Here is a 14,361-nt window from a genome sequence, read left to right as displayed (position 1 = left end):
CGGCTCAACCGCGTTAGAAGAGTCGGTACTTTAACGCCGCCATCCCCGCACGGCCAGCGGTACCTTCCAGCTGAAGCGCCAGGCCAGCACGCGAAAGGCAAAGACAGCGGCGGCCACTGCCGTGATGGTGAAGACGTTCGACCAGCCGATCGAGTTCAGTAGCACGATCAAGGCCGCTCCGGCGAATGCCGGGATGGCGTAGACATTCCGCGGGTCGAAGATCCGGGGAATCTCATTGGCTGTGACGTCCCGCAGCAGGCCGCCTCCCACCGCCGTCGTCACCCCCAGCAGAATTGACGACACCGGATTCAGATCGAATTCCAGCGCCTTTTGCGTACCGATGGCGCAGAAGACCGCCAACCCGCCGGCGTCGAACACCACCAGCAGGCCGCCGAACCGTTCCACGTGCGAGAAGAGGAAGTAGACCAGCAGTGCAGCCAGCACGGGCGGGATGATGTAGAGCGGATTGGAGAAGGCGGCCGGGGCGATGCCGATGATCAGGTCGCGCATCACTCCGCCGCCGAGACCTACCAACGACCCGAGCAGCAGCGAACCGACGATATCGAACCCCTTGCGGGCAGCCAGCAGGCACCCCGACATGGCGAAGAAGAAGACGCCGAGCAGGTCGAGGATCAGGATGACGTCAATGTCAGCCATGTATGCCTACAGCTCCTGGACCGTGCGGGCGAGCAGGCAGAATTCGTTGCCTTCCGGGTCGGCCAGCACCACCCAGGTGACATCCGGTCCCTGACCGACGTCGACGTGTGTCGCGCCCAGTTCCAGCAACCGTTGCAGTTCGTCTTCAGTGCTGGCTCCGTCGGCGCGTACGTCGAGGTGCAGTCGGTTCTTCACCGTCTTTCGTTCCGGTATCGGGAAAATGTCGATGGTCGGCCAGTCGCGGTCCTTCGGGGCGATGCTGACGCCGTCGTCGTCGGCTTCGATGACCCGCCAATTGAGGACTGAGCACCAAAAGTCGGCGATGACGCCCGGCTCGATGGAGTCGATGGCAAGTGCGGCGATACGGCTGGTCATGGCCCTTATTGTGCCACCGTGGCGTAGGCTTCTGTGGATGGAAACCACCAATGTCGTCATCCGCCCGCCCGGACCAGCAGACGCGCGGGAGCTCGCCGAGGTCCATATTGCCGCCTGGCGTGCGGCCTACCGTGGCGTGATGAGCGACGAATTCCTGGACGGGATCGACGTCGAACGCCGCGAATCGGGCTGGCGGCTCCAAATCGAAGATCCACGGGAGGGAACCGCGTATCTGGTTGCTGAGACCGCCTCGCGGATCGCCGGTTTCGTCATCGTGGGACCACCGGTAGGGGATGCGGACGCAGGCAGTAGTGCCGACGACGGCGCCAGTCCCGCCAATCGTGTGGGCCAGCTGTACGCGATCAACCTGCACCCGGACCTGTGGGCCCGGGGAATCGGCACCCTGCTATTGCGCGCGGCGGAGGACCGGCTGCGCGGACTCGGCTACACCAGCGCATACCTGTGGGTGGAACAGAGCAACGAACGTGCCATCGCGTTCTACATCGGGGCAGGATGGGCGGCCGACGGCGGGACCAAGGAAGACACAGCCTACTCGCCTCCGGTCACGGTGAAGCGGTACCGCAAGAACCTCAGCTGAGCTCGCGCATCTGGCGGGCCGCTTCCTCGAGCCCATCAGGATTCCCCGCGGCCACCATGTGCTCGTGCAGCGGGTCGCCGCCCGCGGCCAGTTCACGGATCAACCGTGCGGTCTCGGTGACGCGGCTAATAGCGACGTCGAGAATCTCCGCCGTCGAGCCGTCCCAGCCGTATTCGTCAAGGAACAGCCGCAGCCGGCGGGGACGAGCGGCAAAGTCGGTGAAGCCTTCGGCGGCCACGACACTCCTGGCGTGTAGCGGGACCCAGGCGAAGGCGGTGAATGCGATGTCCTCGGTGACGCCCACGGGGCCGGCCAGATCCCAATCGAAGAAACCGGTCAAACGCCCGTCGTGCCACGCCGCATTGTACGGGGCAGCGTCGTTATGGCCGATGATCAGGCCGGGCTTCCATTCACGGCCCTGTCGCCATTCGTCGTCGTCCGCCGGCTCGAAGTCCGCCACCGCCTGATGATAGTCCCGCAGCCAAGCGGCCACCTGCACCAGCGCTGCCTCCGAGTGCACCCAGGCTGGAAACGGCTTCTGGTTCCCGACGCTTTCGCCCTCCAGGTAGGTCAGCACTTCGCGTCCCCGGGCGTCATAGTCCAGCGGACGCGGCGCCCGGTCGAACCCCTTGGCCGCCAGGTGCCGCAGCAACCGGTGGACCGAGCGGGTCCACGGGCCGACGGCGCGGTGTACAGTTCCGTCGTCGTGGACAGCTCCCGAGTCGCTGCCGCCGGCGAGCTCATGCTCGGTCATGTCCCAATTATGAACGACGGCGCGGCGATGGCTGACGACGCCGGTCCTGCCGGGTGTGTTGTGCTGTCTCATCTGGACTCTGCAGCCGGCTCACCGCGATGGCCAGCCAGAGATGGACACGGTCGGCGGTGACGGCGGGGTCGTAGCCGGTCAGGGCGGTGATCTGCGACAGCCGGTAGCGTACGGTGTTCCGGTGCAGGCCCATAGCGGATGCGACGCCGGCAACGGAGCCATCCAGCTGCAGGTAGGACTCCAGGGTGCGCATCAGCTCGGCGTCGTGCTTCAGGTCGAAGCTGGACAGCGGATCCAGCGCCTCGGCGGCAAGGTCGTTCAGCGGGACATCCTCACTGGCCAGCAGCAGGGACGTGAGATTCAGCCTCTCGGGTGCATTGAGGCGTTCACCGCGGGAGAGAGCCTCGCGGGCTTCAAAATAGCTCCACCGCAGCCCGTTGGCCTGCGCATAACTGCCGCCCTGGCCAACGGATGCGTAGATGCCGGCATTGTCCAGATAGGAACTCAGCGCCCTGGCGCGTTCGGCCACGGTGCCGGTGACAATGACAGCCAGACGTTCCCCGAGGATCGCGCTGGCGCAATCCTGCAATGACGGGGGCAGCGGAAGGGTGGGCAACGACCGGCGGTCGCCGCCGGCTGCCTCGACGAGCAGGATGGCGTGGCGGCCGGCGGACGTCATCCCCGCCGCGCTGAGCCGCGCCTGAGCCTCGGCTCCGGCCAGGTTGCCGCGGATAATGTCATCCAACACCTGTCCGGCGATTTGCCGCTGGGTATGGCGGTGCCGGGCCTGGTTGCTCAGTTCCAGGCTGATCAGCGACTGGGCATAATTGACGATGCCGTCGGCGGCGTACGGACGGCGGATGCGCAACGTGGTGCGGTCCTTCCACCCGGTGCTGATCGCCACTTCCTCCCAGTCCTCCCCGCCGGACCCGCCGTCGTCGGCTGCCGACGGGGAGCGGTGGATGGGTGCTCCATACTGGATCAGTTCCAAGTCAGCACCGAGCATCGAGCTCAATTTCTGCAACATCGAGTCCAATCCACCATCGCTGAGCAGTGCGGAAGCGAGGATCTGGTGGCTCTTGAGCAGCCGTTCCAGGCTGGCGTAGTGGTCGGCCGAGAGCGCGTCGGCGACAAGTTTTCCGATGGCCATAAATGGCGTCGGATACGGCACTTCGAATACAGCCAGCGCGTGCTTGTCGGCCTCTTCAATCAGCGCGGCCGGCACATGCGGGTGCGACAGCCCGCTGCCAAACCCGATGGCGAGCACCCCGGCCTGGTGGGCCATGCGCACAAAGTCCCGTTGGTCGGCGCTGGTCTGCTGCCGCAGTCCGGTCGTCAGCAGCACTTCGCCGCCGCTCAGGAAAGGTGTGGGGTCGGCCAGTTCGGTCACTGCGACCCACTGGATGGGCGCGGTGCTGTCTCCGGTTGCGGAGCCGGCGATCCTCAGGTCGAGGCGGGGCGTGGCGATGAGTTCGGCGAGGGTGACTGCCATGGGCCAACTATAACCGCGCGTTATGCGCCTGCACCATAGTCAGGTGATCATCCTGTGCTGTCGCCCATTACCAGCTGGCCTGACTCTGGCGTACGCTCGGCAGTAATGTGCTCCTGGTAACACCATCGCCCGTTATCGGGAGCGTTTCAATGAGGAAACCAGCGCTGATCCGCGCCTGATGCGAAATCGACAGAAGGGTCATTAAAGTGGCACAGACGTTACAGAACTTCATCAACGGTGAATTCGTCACCCCGCAGGGCACGGACCTGCTTGACATCATCAATCCCACCAACGGCGAAGTGGTTGCGCAGGCGCCCGTCTCCAACGCTGCCGACGTCGATACTGCGATGCGCGCTGCCGCGGCAGCGTTCAAAACGTGGAAGCGGACGACGCCGGCGGAGCGTCAGGCAATGCTGCTGAAGCTGGCAGACGCTGTCGAGGCCAATCAGGATGAACTGGTCGATGCCCAGCACCGCAATACCGGCCAGGTCAAGGCCCTGGTCGCGAGCGAAGAGATAGGCATGGGGGTTGACCAGCTGCGCTTCTTCGCCGGGGCTGCCCGTATGCTCGAGGGCAAGTCCGCCGCCGAGTATATGGAGGGATTCACCTCCTACGTCCGTCGGGAGCCGGTGGGCGTGGTGGCCCAGGTGACCCCGTGGAACTACCCGCTGCTGATGGCAGTCTGGAAGATCGGTCCGGCGCTCGCCGCCGGCAACACCATTGTGCTCAAGCCAAGTGACACGACGCCGGAAAGCACCCTGGTGCTGGCGCGGTTGATCGGCGAAATCTTCCCGGCCGGCGTCTTCAACCTGGTGCTGGGCACCGGCGAGACAGGTTCGGCGATGGTTGAGCACAAGACTCCGGCGATGGCATCTATCACCGGGTCGGTGCGTGCCGGAAAGGCTGTCGCTCACGGCGCCGCCGAAGGCCTCAAGAAGGCCCACTTGGAATTAGGCGGGAAGGCGCCTGCTCTGGTGTTCAATGATGCTGATCTGCAGAAGACCGCAACCGAGTTGGCGGAGTTCGGGTACTTCAATGCAGGACAAGACTGCACCGCCGTCACCCGCGTGCTGGTCCAGGACGGGGTGCATGATGAATTCCTCGACATGCTGGCCAAGGCAGCGGAGGGACTTGAGACAGGCAACGAAGACGAGTCCAAGAACTACTTCGGACCGCTGAACAACATTAACCACTTCAACTCTGTGCGCAGCGTGTTGGACTCGGTCCCGGATCACGCCACCGTCGTCACCGGCGGCAAGCGGGTGGGGGAGAAGGGTTACTTCATCGAGCCGACAGTGATCTCCGGCGTGAAGCAGACCGACGACCTGGTGCAGAAGGAAACCTTCGGCCCGGTGCTCACTGTGCAGAAGTTCAGCACCGAAGAAGAGGCCCTGGAGATGGCCAACGATGTGGACTACGCCCTGGCCTCCAGCGTCTGGACCTCAAATCACCAGACGGCGCTGCGGGTCTCCCGCGACCTCGACTTCGGCTGCGTCTGGATCAACACCCACATCATGCTCATCGCGGAAATGCCGCACGGCGGTTTCAAGCAGTCCGGCTACGGCAAGGACCTGTCGATGTACAGCGTCGAAGACTACACCCGCGTCAAGCACGTGATGAGCTCGCTCGACTAGTCCCCACCCGCTCCCTAACCTCGCAAGCTCGGCCAGGGAACCCTGCGGGCGTGGGCCCAGGCTCGACCACCGGGTCTCGGTGCGGCGCTTCGCGCCTTACTCGACCACCGAAAGGTAAGCAAATGGCAGAAATTCAGTACCGGCTGGAACAGAAGCGCAACATCGTTGGCGAGTTCCCCGGTCCCAAGTCCAAGGAATTGACCGAACGCCGCAACGCCGTCGTGGCAGCCGGAGTCGCCTCCGGCGTGCCTGTGTACGCCGCAGACCTCGACGGGGGCATCATCGTCGACGTCGATGGCAACTCGTTCATCGACCTCGCCGCAGGCATTGCCGTCACCGGCGTCGGCGGATCCGCACCCGCCGTCGTCGAAGGCATAAAGGAGCAGGCAGACTACTTCACCCACTCCTGCTTCATGGTGACTCCCTACGAGGGGTACGTGCGGGTGGCCGAACTGCTCAATGAACTGACGCCGGGTGGCCACGAAAAACGTACGGTGCTGTTCAATTCCGGGGCGGAAGCCGTGGAGAACGCGGTCAAGGTCGCCCGGCTGGCAACAGGCCGGGACGCCGTCGTCGCTTTTGACCACGCCTACCATGGCCGGACCAACCTGACCATGGGGCTGACGTCGAAATCAATGCCGTACAAGGCGAACTTTGGTCCGTTCGCACCGGAGATCTACCGGGTGCCGATGAGCTACCCCTTCCGTGAGGAAAACCCGGATATCACCGGTGCGGAGGCGGCGCAGCGTGCCATTACGGCGATCGAGAAGCAGATCGGGTCGGACTCCGTGGGAGCCATCCTGCTGGAGCCCATCCAGGGTGAGGGTGGATTCATCGTTCCAGCCGAGGGATTCATGCCGGCGCTGGCCGCATGGGCCAGGGAGAAAGGGATTGTCTTCATCGCCGATGAGGTGCAGTCCGGATTCTGCCGCACCGGTGCCTGGTTCGCGTCCGAGCACGAATCGGTGGTGCCGGATATCGTCGCCACGGCCAAGGGCATTGCCGGAGGGATGCCGCTGTCGGCCGTTACCGGCAGGGCGGAGCTGATGGACGCTGTGCACGCCGGCGGACTCGGAGGCACCTACGGAGGCAACCCGGTCGCGTGTGCCGCTGCCATCGGAGCGATCCAGACCATGAAGGACTATGACCTGCCGGCACGGGCGCGCAGGATCGAGACCCAGGTGATGGATCGACTGCGCCCGCTGGCAGAGCAAACGGAGATTATTGGCGACCTCCGTGGACGCGGGGCAATGCTGGCCATTGAGCTGGTCAAGCCCGGAGGAAAGGAACCGAACCCGGAGGCCACCAAGGCCATTGCCGCGCAGTGCCAGGCCGAAGGCGTCATCATCCTGACCTGCGGCACCTACGGCAACGTGGTGCGGCTGCTGCCGCCGCTGGTGATCGGTGACGAGTTGCTCGGCGACGGGCTCGACGTGCTGGAGGCGGCCATCCGGGCGCAGGCGTAAGGCCGGCATCCGGCAGTGGTGGCGGTCGGCCGGACTGGTGGCAGCCGGCCTGCCGCCGTCACTACCCGGAGCGCAGTGCGGCCCGCATTTTGCGGTTGGTCCGGTACTGGCGGACCATGTCGGTACTGAGGAATACCAGTGCCAGCCACACCAGGGCGAAACCGATCCAGCGTTCGAACGCCATGGTCTCTCCGAGCACGGTGATAGCAATAATGAACTGCATCGTCGGGGTCAGGTACTGGAGGAACCCAATGGTGGCCAGCGGCAGCCGGTGCGCAGCACCGCCGAACAACAGCAGGGGCACGGCGGTAATCACCCCGGATGCCGCCATCAGCCAAAAGTGGCCTGCGCCCTCGGTGGTCAGAGTGGCTGCGCCGGTGGTGGCGAGCCAGAGCATCACGCCGCCTGCCAGGGGCGTGAGTACGGCGGTTTCGACGCTCAGGCTGGTCACCGCGTTCACACGTTGCCCCACGCGCTTCTTGACGAACCCGTACATGCCGAACGATCCTGCCAGGGTGAAGGCGATCAGAGGCAGGTTTCCGTAGGCCACGGTCAGTACGACGACGGCTGCGCCGCCAATGCCCACGGCGGTCCACTGCAGCGGCCGGAGCTTTTCCTTCAAGATCACTACTCCGAGCAGCACGGAGACCAGGGGATTGATGAAATACCCCAAGGACGTTTCAATGGCGTGTCCGCTGGTGACTCCATATACATAGGTAAGCCAGTTGGTGGCAATCAGCACCGCCGCAATAGCCAAGGTCCCCAGCGTCTTCGGGTCGGAGACCGCGGTCCGGAACCCGCGCCAGGAATGGGTGAAGGTCAACAATCCGGCGCAGAACACCAGGGACCACACCACCCGGTTGGCCACGACTTCGACAGAACCCGCCGGGATCAGCAGGACGAAGTAAAGTGGTAGCAGGCCCCAGAAACCATAGGCGCCGAACCCGAAGATGAGCCCTTTGGCGCCGTCACTGCGGACGGGCTTGTTGAGAGTGACACCGGTTGAGGACACGTCTCCCATAACTGCATCCTCCACTTCCTGTATTCCAGATGCCCATGAACTACTCTGGGCCGTCACCGGCTTTAGCACAAGCAAATCCTCTTTGCCCCATAGTTAAGTATCCCTGAACTATCACCGCACTATAACCGCGCTCTCACCGCGTAAGGAGTCTCACTTAGCGCTGAGGGCTCGGGGGATTTAGACTAGATAGTTGTGCGCTAATTAATGAACCGCGGTTCCGCGGGTGGATCAGCGCCACACCGCACTTGTCTTTCGGAAGGACTGACTATGTCTCGCCCACTACGGGTGGCAATTATTGGAGCAGGCCCCGCTGGAGTCTACGCTGCGGATATCCTGACCAAGGCCGAGCGTGACTTCGAGGTCAGCATTGACTTGTTCGAGCAGCACCCGGCGCCGTATGGATTGATCCGCTACGGCGTCGCCCCGGATCATCCGCGCATTAAGGGTATCGTCAATGCGCTGCACAAGGTGATGGACCGGGGAGACATCCGGTTCCTGGGCAACGTCACTTATGGCAAGGATCTGACCCTTTCGGATTTCCGGCATTTCTACGATGCCATCATCTTTTCCACCGGTGCGGTCAGAGACGCTGATCTGAACATTCCGGGCATCGACAAGCCTGGCTCCTTCGGCGCCGCAGACTTCGTCTCCTGGTACGACGGACATCCTGACGTGTCCCGTGAGTGGCCCTTGGAGGCGAAGGAAATCGCCGTCATCGGCAATGGCAACGTCGCATTGGATGTGTCCCGGGTGCTGTCGAAGCATCCCGAAGACATGCTCTCCACTGAAATTCCCGACAATGTGTACAGCGAGCTGAAGCGCTCGCCCGTCACGGACGTGCACGTGTTCGGCCGCCGCGGACCTGCCCAGGTGAAGTTCACGCCGTTGGAATTGCGCGAGCTCGGCCACGTCAAGGACGTGGATATCATCATCGATCCCGAAGACTTCGATTTCGACGAAGAATCGATGAAGCAGATCAGTTCGAACAACCAGACCAAGAACATGGTCAAGACGTTGCAGAACTGGCTGCTGGAGGAACCGACAGACGCATCCCGCAGGCTGCATCTGCACTTCTGGCACCAGCCCAAAGAAATCTACGGCGATGGTGCGGTGGAAGGCATCAGGTTCGATCGCACCGCGGTTGACGACGAGGGGCGCCTGGCACCCACCGGCGAGGTGCTCGACTACCCGGTCCAGGCGGTGTACCGGGCTGTCGGTTACTTCGGTTCGGCACTAGAGGAGATCGAATTCGACCATAAGCGCGGGGTGATTCCCAATGAAGGCGGCCGCGTGCTGAATGTGCACGAGGAGCCGGTGCCCGGAGTCTTCGCCACCGGATGGATCAAGCGCGGACCGACTGGCCTGATTGGCCACACCAAGGGCGACGCGCTGGAAACGATCGGCTTCCTGCTGGAGGACCGGCTGACGCTGCCGCCTGCCGCTGAGCCGGGCGAAGATTCAATCATCGAATTGCTGGAGGAACGTGGCATTGAATACACCACGTGGGAAGGCTGGCTGAAGCTGGACGCCCATGAAATGTCCCTGGGGGCCAGCTATGATTCCAACGGCGTGGAACGGGAGCGAATTAAGGTGGTCCCGCGCGAGGAAATGGTGACCATTTCCCGGGATTTTGCCACCAAGCCTCGTTCGTGAATTCTCCGGTGTGCAGTACACTGACAATGCGTAGGGGAGTATCCCTCAGCGCTGCACACGTCAACACGTTAGGCTGATGCCGGACCGGGTGCAGCGGCCGGTGGCGCCGGTGGAGAGACTTGTGCTTCGACCAGCTGACACTCTTCGAAAGCAGAGGATATGACCGTCTCACCACTTATATGGTCACTGACCATTGTCCTGATTCTGGCCCTGCTGGCCTACGACTTCTTCTTCCACGTCCGCAAGGCGCACGTGCCGACCCTGAAGGAAGCGTCCATCTGGTCGGCTGTCTATGTCGGCATCGCTGTGGTGTTCGGGCTTGCCGTGCTGATATTTGGCGGGGCAACTATGGGGTCGGAATACTTCGCCGGTTACCTCACCGAAAAGGCCCTGTCGGTCGACAATCTCTTTGTCTTCCTGATCATCATGGCCAGCTTCAGGGTCCCGCGCGAGGACCAGCAGAAGGTACTGCTGTTCGGCATTATCTTTGCCCTGATCACCCGTACCGGATTCATTTTCCTCGGCGCCGCGCTGATCAACAATTTCGCCTGGGTGTTCTACTTCTTCGGCCTCATCCTCTTGCTCACCGCCGGCAATATGATCAAGCCGGAGGGCGAAGAGAGCCACTCGGCGGACAACTTCATGATCCGCATCGCGCGAAAAGTGTTCAAAACCACTGACTATTACGACGGCGACAAACTGTTCACCGTCGAAAACGGCAAAAAGGTGATGACACCGATGCTGGTGGTCATGGTGGCCATCGGCGGGACCGACATACTGTTCGCCCTTGACTCCATACCGGCGATTTACGGGCTGACCCAGAATGTGTTCATTGTCTTTACGGCAACGGCGTTCTCCCTGCTGGGGCTGCGGCAGCTCTACTTCGTGATCGACGGAATGCTCGACCGGCTGATCTACCTCTCCTATGGACTGGCCGCGATCCTGGCCTTCATCGGGGTCAAGCTGGTGCTGCACGCGCTGCACGAAAACACCGTCCCGTTCATCAACGACGGCCAGCCGGTGCCGGTCATCGAAATCACCACGGGGCTGTCGCTGTCGGTCATTATCGGCGTGCTGCTGGTGACCATTTTCGCGTCGCTGTACAGTCCGGCCGGCAAGGCCCAGACGGCTGTGACCAACGCCCGCCGGCACGCGGAAAATTACCTGGACCCGGATTACACCGACGATGCCAACGAGCGGGAGCGGGTATACCAGGCGCTGGTGGACGAGGAGAAGGAGATCTTCGGCATGGATCTCAAGTACCGCAACAAGGTCAAGGACATCGAACATATTCGCGAACAGGCCCGTGAAGCGCACCGTCGTCACTCAGCCCAAGAGACGGAGAAGCGGGAGTAAGTCGCGTAGCGAAACGGCCCGGTGGTCCAGCCTTGCCGATCCGCTCCGTGAATCCGGCTCTGAACCGCTAGACTGTGATTCCGCCCACGATAAGTCTGGCACTTAGGTACGCAACGGAGTGGAGCAACGGTGGATATTCCAGCTTCCCGGGTGCGGCGCGATGGCAGGCAGCAGACGGATCGGGCCGCACCCGGCCCGACGTCGAACCCCTGGATCGCCGTTCCGGTCGGGATCAACGCCGACATTGCGCAGCATCGAGCCTCCAAGGCCCACGAAAGCCTCAGCCTCGGACTCCGGTCCGTGACGGGCTTGAGGGACTTGGTGCGTGATTCCTGGGCGCGGTCGTTGAATTACCACGCAGATCCCGAAGCGGCCAGTCCGGTGTTGGTGTACGACGGCGGCGAGTTGGATGAGTACCGGAGGAATCATCCGCTCTCGGCGGTCATGCCGGTCATACATCAGCTGTTGGTGCGGCCCACCTATGACAGCGGCCTCATCGTCGCAGTCGGGGACGAGCATGGCAGGCTGCTGTGGGTCGACGGTGACACGTACATGCGCCGCAAGGCAGAGGATATGAAGTTCATTGCCGGCGCGGACTGGTCCGAATTGCGGGTGGGAACCAGCGCACCTGGAACTGCGTTGGAATTGGACCACGGGATTCAGATTTCCGGGGCCGAGCACTTTAACCGGACAGTGCATCCATGGAGCTGCACAGCCGTTCCGCTGCACGATCCCGAGTCCAGCGCGGTGCTGGGTGTGGTGGACATTACCGGCGGAACCGAAGCCGTGGCCCCGCACACGCTGTCCCTGGTGGAAGCCGCCGTTGCCGCGGCGCAATCACACTTGCAGATTGAGCGGCTGCAACACGCGGGCCGCCAGCCGGGGCCAGGTCAGCCAGGGCCCCCCGCCGGCGTCAGTCCGGCCCTGCCTGCCCGGGAACCAGCTACAGTGCAGGATGCGGCTTCGAACACCGGCGGCAGCGCTTCCCGGCGGCCGAAGCGGCTGTACCAGAACAGTCTGCAGGTCCTGGGCAGGAATTATGGACAGGTCAGCATCGGCGGGATCACCGGAGAGCTCTCGCAGCGGCATGCCGAAATCCTGACCCTGCTGTCCTGGTATCCGGAGGGACTGTCGTCCCAGGTGCTCAGCACCATGCTCTATCCGGCCGACAAGCCCAGCACTGCGCTGCGCCCCGAAATGGTACGGCTGCGCAGGGTGCTGGAGAAGCTGGATCCGTCGATGGTGCCGCAGTCGCGGCCGTACCGTCTTCCCGAGGCGCTGGTGGTGGACGGGCGACAGGTGCTGAACTATCTCTGGCGGGGTTCGCACCGAATGGCGCTGCAGATCTACAAAGGTCCGCTGATGCCCTTTTCGGAGGCACCGGCGATCATCCAGCTGCGTGAGGAAATCAGCGCTGCCCTCCGCGAAGCGGTCCTCAATGACGCGAGCCCGGAGGTACTGCTGCAGTACGCTCAACTTCCCGAGGCCGCCGACGATTCAGCTGTGTGGAAAGAGTGCCTGAAGGTGCTGCCCGCCCGCTCGCCGAAGCGGGCCGCCGTCGTCGCCCGGCTGGAAAAAATCGAAGCTGAACTGCAGGGCTGAGGCCGGCAGTAGCTGCCGTCAACATGCCGCCCTGTGGCAACGGAAGGCTGCAGCGATCCGGCTGCACCCGCCGTGATCCGCGTCACGGCAATGCTGCAACCTGAATGCAACCTCTTGCTCCCTACGCTCAAGTAGTGACGACGACGTCGCTATTGAGAAGGAGAATGCAATGACCGTTTATGCACAGCCGGGCCGGGACGGATCCAAGATCACGTTCAAGCCGCGCTACGAGAATTGGATCGGTGGCGAATGGGTGGCACCGATCGGTGGTGAATACTTCGAGAACGTCACCCCGGTGACGGGTAAGCCGTTCACCGAAGTGGCCAGAAGCCAGGCCGCCGACATCGACCTCGCCCTCGACGCCGCGCATAAGGCCGCACCATCGTGGGGCAAGACGTCGGTGGCCGAGCGGGCGCAGATCCTCAATAAGATCGCCGACCGGATCGAAGAGAACCTGGAGACGTTGGCTGTCGCCGAGACCTGGGACAACGGCAAGCCGATCCGCGAATGCCTGGCGGCCGACCTGCCGCTGGCAGCCGACCACTACCGGTACTTTGCCGGCGCAATCCGGGCCCAGGAGGGCGGACTGTCCCAGATCGACGACGACACAACGGCCTACCACTTCCACGAGCCGCTGGGTGTCGTCGGGCAGATCATCCCGTGGAACTTCCCGATCCTGATGGCCACTTGGAAGCTGGCGCCGGCGCTCGCGGCCGGCAACGCCATCGTGCTCAAGCCGGCCGAGCAGACGCCGGTGTCGCTGCTGGTGCTGATGGAGCTCATCGGCGACCTGCTGCCGCCGGGCGTGCTCAACGTGGTCAATGGGTTTGGCGTCGAGGCGGGCAAACCGCTTGCCTCGTCGAGCCGGATCCGCAAGATCGCCTTCACCGGTGAAACCACTACCGGCCGGTTGATCATGCAGTATGCCAGCCAAAACCTGATTCCGGTGACGCTTGAACTCGGCGGCAAGAGCCCGAATATCTTCTTCTCGGACGTGGCCGAGGCTAACGACGGCTTCTACGATAAGACGCTGGAAGGCTTCGCAATGTTCGCGCTGAACCAGGGCGAGGTGTGCACTTGCCCGTCGCGGGCGCTGGTGCAGGAGTCGATGTATGACTCGTTCATGGCCGACGCGGTTGCCCGTACCGAGAAGATTGTCCAGGGCAACCCGCTGGACACCGATACACAGATCGGCGCACAGGCATCCAACGACCAGCTGGAAAAGATCCTCTCCTACATGGACATCGGCAAACAGGAAGGGGCGAAGATCCTCACCGGCGGGCAGCGGGCTATGCTCGACGGCGATCTTGCTGGTGGGTTCTACGTACAGCCGACGATCTTTGAAGGTCAGAACAGCATGCGGATTTTCCAGGAGGAGATTTTCGGCCCGGTGCTCGCTGTGACCAAGTTCAGCGGCTATGCCGACGCGATGCATATCGCCAACGACACGCTGTACGGATTGGGTGCTGGAGTCTGGTCCCGCAACGGTAACGCCGCTTACCGGGCCGGACGGGATATCCAAGCCGGTCGTGTCTGGGTGAACAACTACCACTCCTACCCGGCACACGCCGCCTTCGGCGGATACAAGTCATCGGGCATCGGGCGGGAGAACCACCAGATGATGCTCGACCACTATCAGCAGACGAAGAACCTGCTGGTGAGTTACTCCGAATCCAAGCTGGGATTCTTCTAAATGACCCTGGAAGCAGACAAGCAGACAAGCCGGTTAACGATGACTGGC

General features: G+C 63.0%; 12 protein-coding genes. 7 read left to right on the top strand and 5 right to left on the bottom strand.

The window, feature by feature from the left end; all coding sequences use genetic code 11:
- Positions 1 to 30 precede the first annotated feature (30 nt).
- Both H535_RS0100200 and H535_RS0100195 read right to left on the bottom strand, forming a co-directional pair.
- Positions 31 to 657 (bottom strand): trimeric intracellular cation channel family protein, encoded by a 627-nt coding sequence (locus tag H535_RS0100200; RefSeq protein WP_035767857.1) that lies wholly within the window; start codon positions 655 to 657, stop codon positions 31 to 33.
- Between the two features lie 6 nt (positions 658 to 663).
- Positions 664 to 1,032, bottom strand: coding sequence for a VOC family protein (locus H535_RS0100195; protein WP_026817922.1), 369 nt, complete (start codon positions 1,030 to 1,032; stop codon positions 664 to 666).
- 37 nt (positions 1,033 to 1,069) lie between these two features.
- On the opposite strand from H535_RS0100195, the gene H535_RS0100190 reads away from it, so the two are divergent.
- A complete protein-coding gene (locus H535_RS0100190; protein ID WP_026817921.1) occupies positions 1,070 to 1,630 on the top strand; it encodes a GNAT family N-acetyltransferase in 561 nt (186 codons plus the stop codon).
- On the opposite strand, the gene H535_RS22610 is transcribed toward H535_RS0100190, so the two are convergent.
- Together H535_RS22610 and H535_RS22605 are read right to left on the bottom strand one after the other, a co-directional pair.
- Entirely contained in the window at positions 1,623 to 2,384 is a 762-nt protein-coding gene (locus tag H535_RS22610) for a phosphotransferase (protein ID WP_035767855.1), read from the bottom strand. The genes H535_RS0100190 and H535_RS22610 overlap by 8 nt on opposite strands.
- A 7-nt stretch (positions 2,385 to 2,391) precedes the next feature.
- Complete coding sequence (locus tag H535_RS22605) at positions 2,392 to 3,888, bottom strand: PucR family transcriptional regulator (protein WP_051298260.1); 1,497 nt, start codon at positions 3,886 to 3,888, stop codon at positions 2,392 to 2,394.
- Positions 3,889 to 4,094: 206 nt separating this feature from the next.
- Between H535_RS22605 and H535_RS0100175 the strand changes: the two genes are divergently transcribed.
- A complete protein-coding gene (locus H535_RS0100175; RefSeq protein ID WP_026817920.1) occupies positions 4,095 to 5,522 on the top strand; it encodes a gamma-aminobutyraldehyde dehydrogenase in 1,428 nt (475 codons plus the stop codon).
- 122 nt (positions 5,523 to 5,644) lie between these two features.
- Positions 5,645 to 6,988 carry a 4-aminobutyrate--2-oxoglutarate transaminase gene (gabT, locus tag H535_RS0100170; protein ID WP_026817919.1) on the top strand — a complete coding sequence of 448 codons (1,344 nt, stop codon included), beginning with the start codon at positions 5,645 to 5,647 and terminating at the stop codon, positions 6,986 to 6,988.
- A 61-nt stretch (positions 6,989 to 7,049) separates the two neighbouring features.
- On the opposite strand, the gene rarD is transcribed toward gabT, so the two are convergent.
- Positions 7,050 to 8,009 (bottom strand): EamA family transporter RarD, encoded by a 960-nt coding sequence (gene rarD / locus H535_RS0100165; RefSeq protein ID WP_081416340.1) that lies wholly within the window; start codon positions 8,007 to 8,009, stop codon positions 7,050 to 7,052.
- Between the two features lie 267 nt (positions 8,010 to 8,276).
- Between rarD and H535_RS22600 the strand changes: the two genes are divergently transcribed.
- The 4 genes from H535_RS22600 to exaC all read left to right on the top strand — a co-directional run bounded on the left by H535_RS22600 (position 8,277) and on the right by exaC (position 14,313).
- A complete protein-coding gene (locus H535_RS22600) occupies positions 8,277 to 9,662 on the top strand; it encodes an FAD-dependent oxidoreductase (protein ID WP_035767853.1) in 1,386 nt (461 codons plus the stop codon).
- Positions 9,663 to 9,821: 159 nt separating this feature from the next.
- Positions 9,822 to 11,018, top strand: a complete 1,197-nt coding sequence (locus H535_RS0100155) for a TerC family protein (RefSeq protein WP_026817917.1) — start codon at positions 9,822 to 9,824, stop codon at positions 11,016 to 11,018.
- Between the two features lie 213 nt (positions 11,019 to 11,231).
- Positions 11,232 to 12,620: a sigma-54-dependent transcriptional regulator family protein gene (locus H535_RS0100150; protein ID WP_026817916.1), complete on the top strand. Its 1,389-nt coding sequence runs from the start codon at positions 11,232 to 11,234 to the stop codon at positions 12,618 to 12,620.
- 169 nt (positions 12,621 to 12,789) lie between these two features.
- Positions 12,790 to 14,313, top strand: a complete 1,524-nt coding sequence (gene exaC / locus H535_RS0100145) for an acetaldehyde dehydrogenase ExaC (protein WP_026817915.1) — start codon at positions 12,790 to 12,792, stop codon at positions 14,311 to 14,313.
- Positions 14,314 to 14,361 lie beyond the last annotated feature (48 nt).

The organism is Arthrobacter castelli DSM 16402 (assembly GCF_000430705.1).
Taxonomy (GTDB): Bacteria; Actinomycetota; Actinomycetes; order Actinomycetales; family Micrococcaceae; genus Arthrobacter_C; species Arthrobacter_C castelli.
This window is presented reverse-complemented; position numbering and strand designations above follow the sequence as displayed.

Excerpts from the sequence above, each read along its gene's own strand:
- rarD (WP_081416340.1), bottom strand. The coding sequence starts at position 8,009 with ATGGGAGACGTGTCCTCAACCGGTGTCACTCTCAACAAGCCCGTCCGC.
- H535_RS0100200 (WP_035767857.1), bottom strand. The coding sequence starts at position 657 with ATGGCTGACATTGACGTCATCCTGATCCTCGACCTGCTCGGCGTCTTC.
- exaC (WP_026817915.1), top strand. The coding sequence starts at position 12,790 with ATGACCGTTTATGCACAGCCGGGCCGGGACGGATCCAAGATCACGTTC.
- H535_RS0100190 (WP_026817921.1), top strand. The coding sequence starts at position 1,070 with ATGGAAACCACCAATGTCGTCATCCGCCCGCCCGGACCAGCAGACGCG.
- H535_RS22605 (WP_051298260.1), bottom strand. The coding sequence starts at position 3,888 with ATGGCAGTCACCCTCGCCGAACTCATCGCCACGCCCCGCCTCGACCTG.
- H535_RS22610 (WP_035767855.1), bottom strand. The coding sequence starts at position 2,384 with ATGACCGAGCATGAGCTCGCCGGCGGCAGCGACTCGGGAGCTGTCCAC.
- H535_RS0100195 (WP_026817922.1), bottom strand. The coding sequence starts at position 1,032 with ATGACCAGCCGTATCGCCGCACTTGCCATCGACTCCATCGAGCCGGGC.
- H535_RS22600 (WP_035767853.1), top strand. The coding sequence starts at position 8,277 with ATGTCTCGCCCACTACGGGTGGCAATTATTGGAGCAGGCCCCGCTGGA.
- H535_RS0100155 (WP_026817917.1), top strand. The coding sequence starts at position 9,822 with ATGACCGTCTCACCACTTATATGGTCACTGACCATTGTCCTGATTCTG.
- gabT (WP_026817919.1), top strand. The coding sequence starts at position 5,645 with ATGGCAGAAATTCAGTACCGGCTGGAACAGAAGCGCAACATCGTTGGC.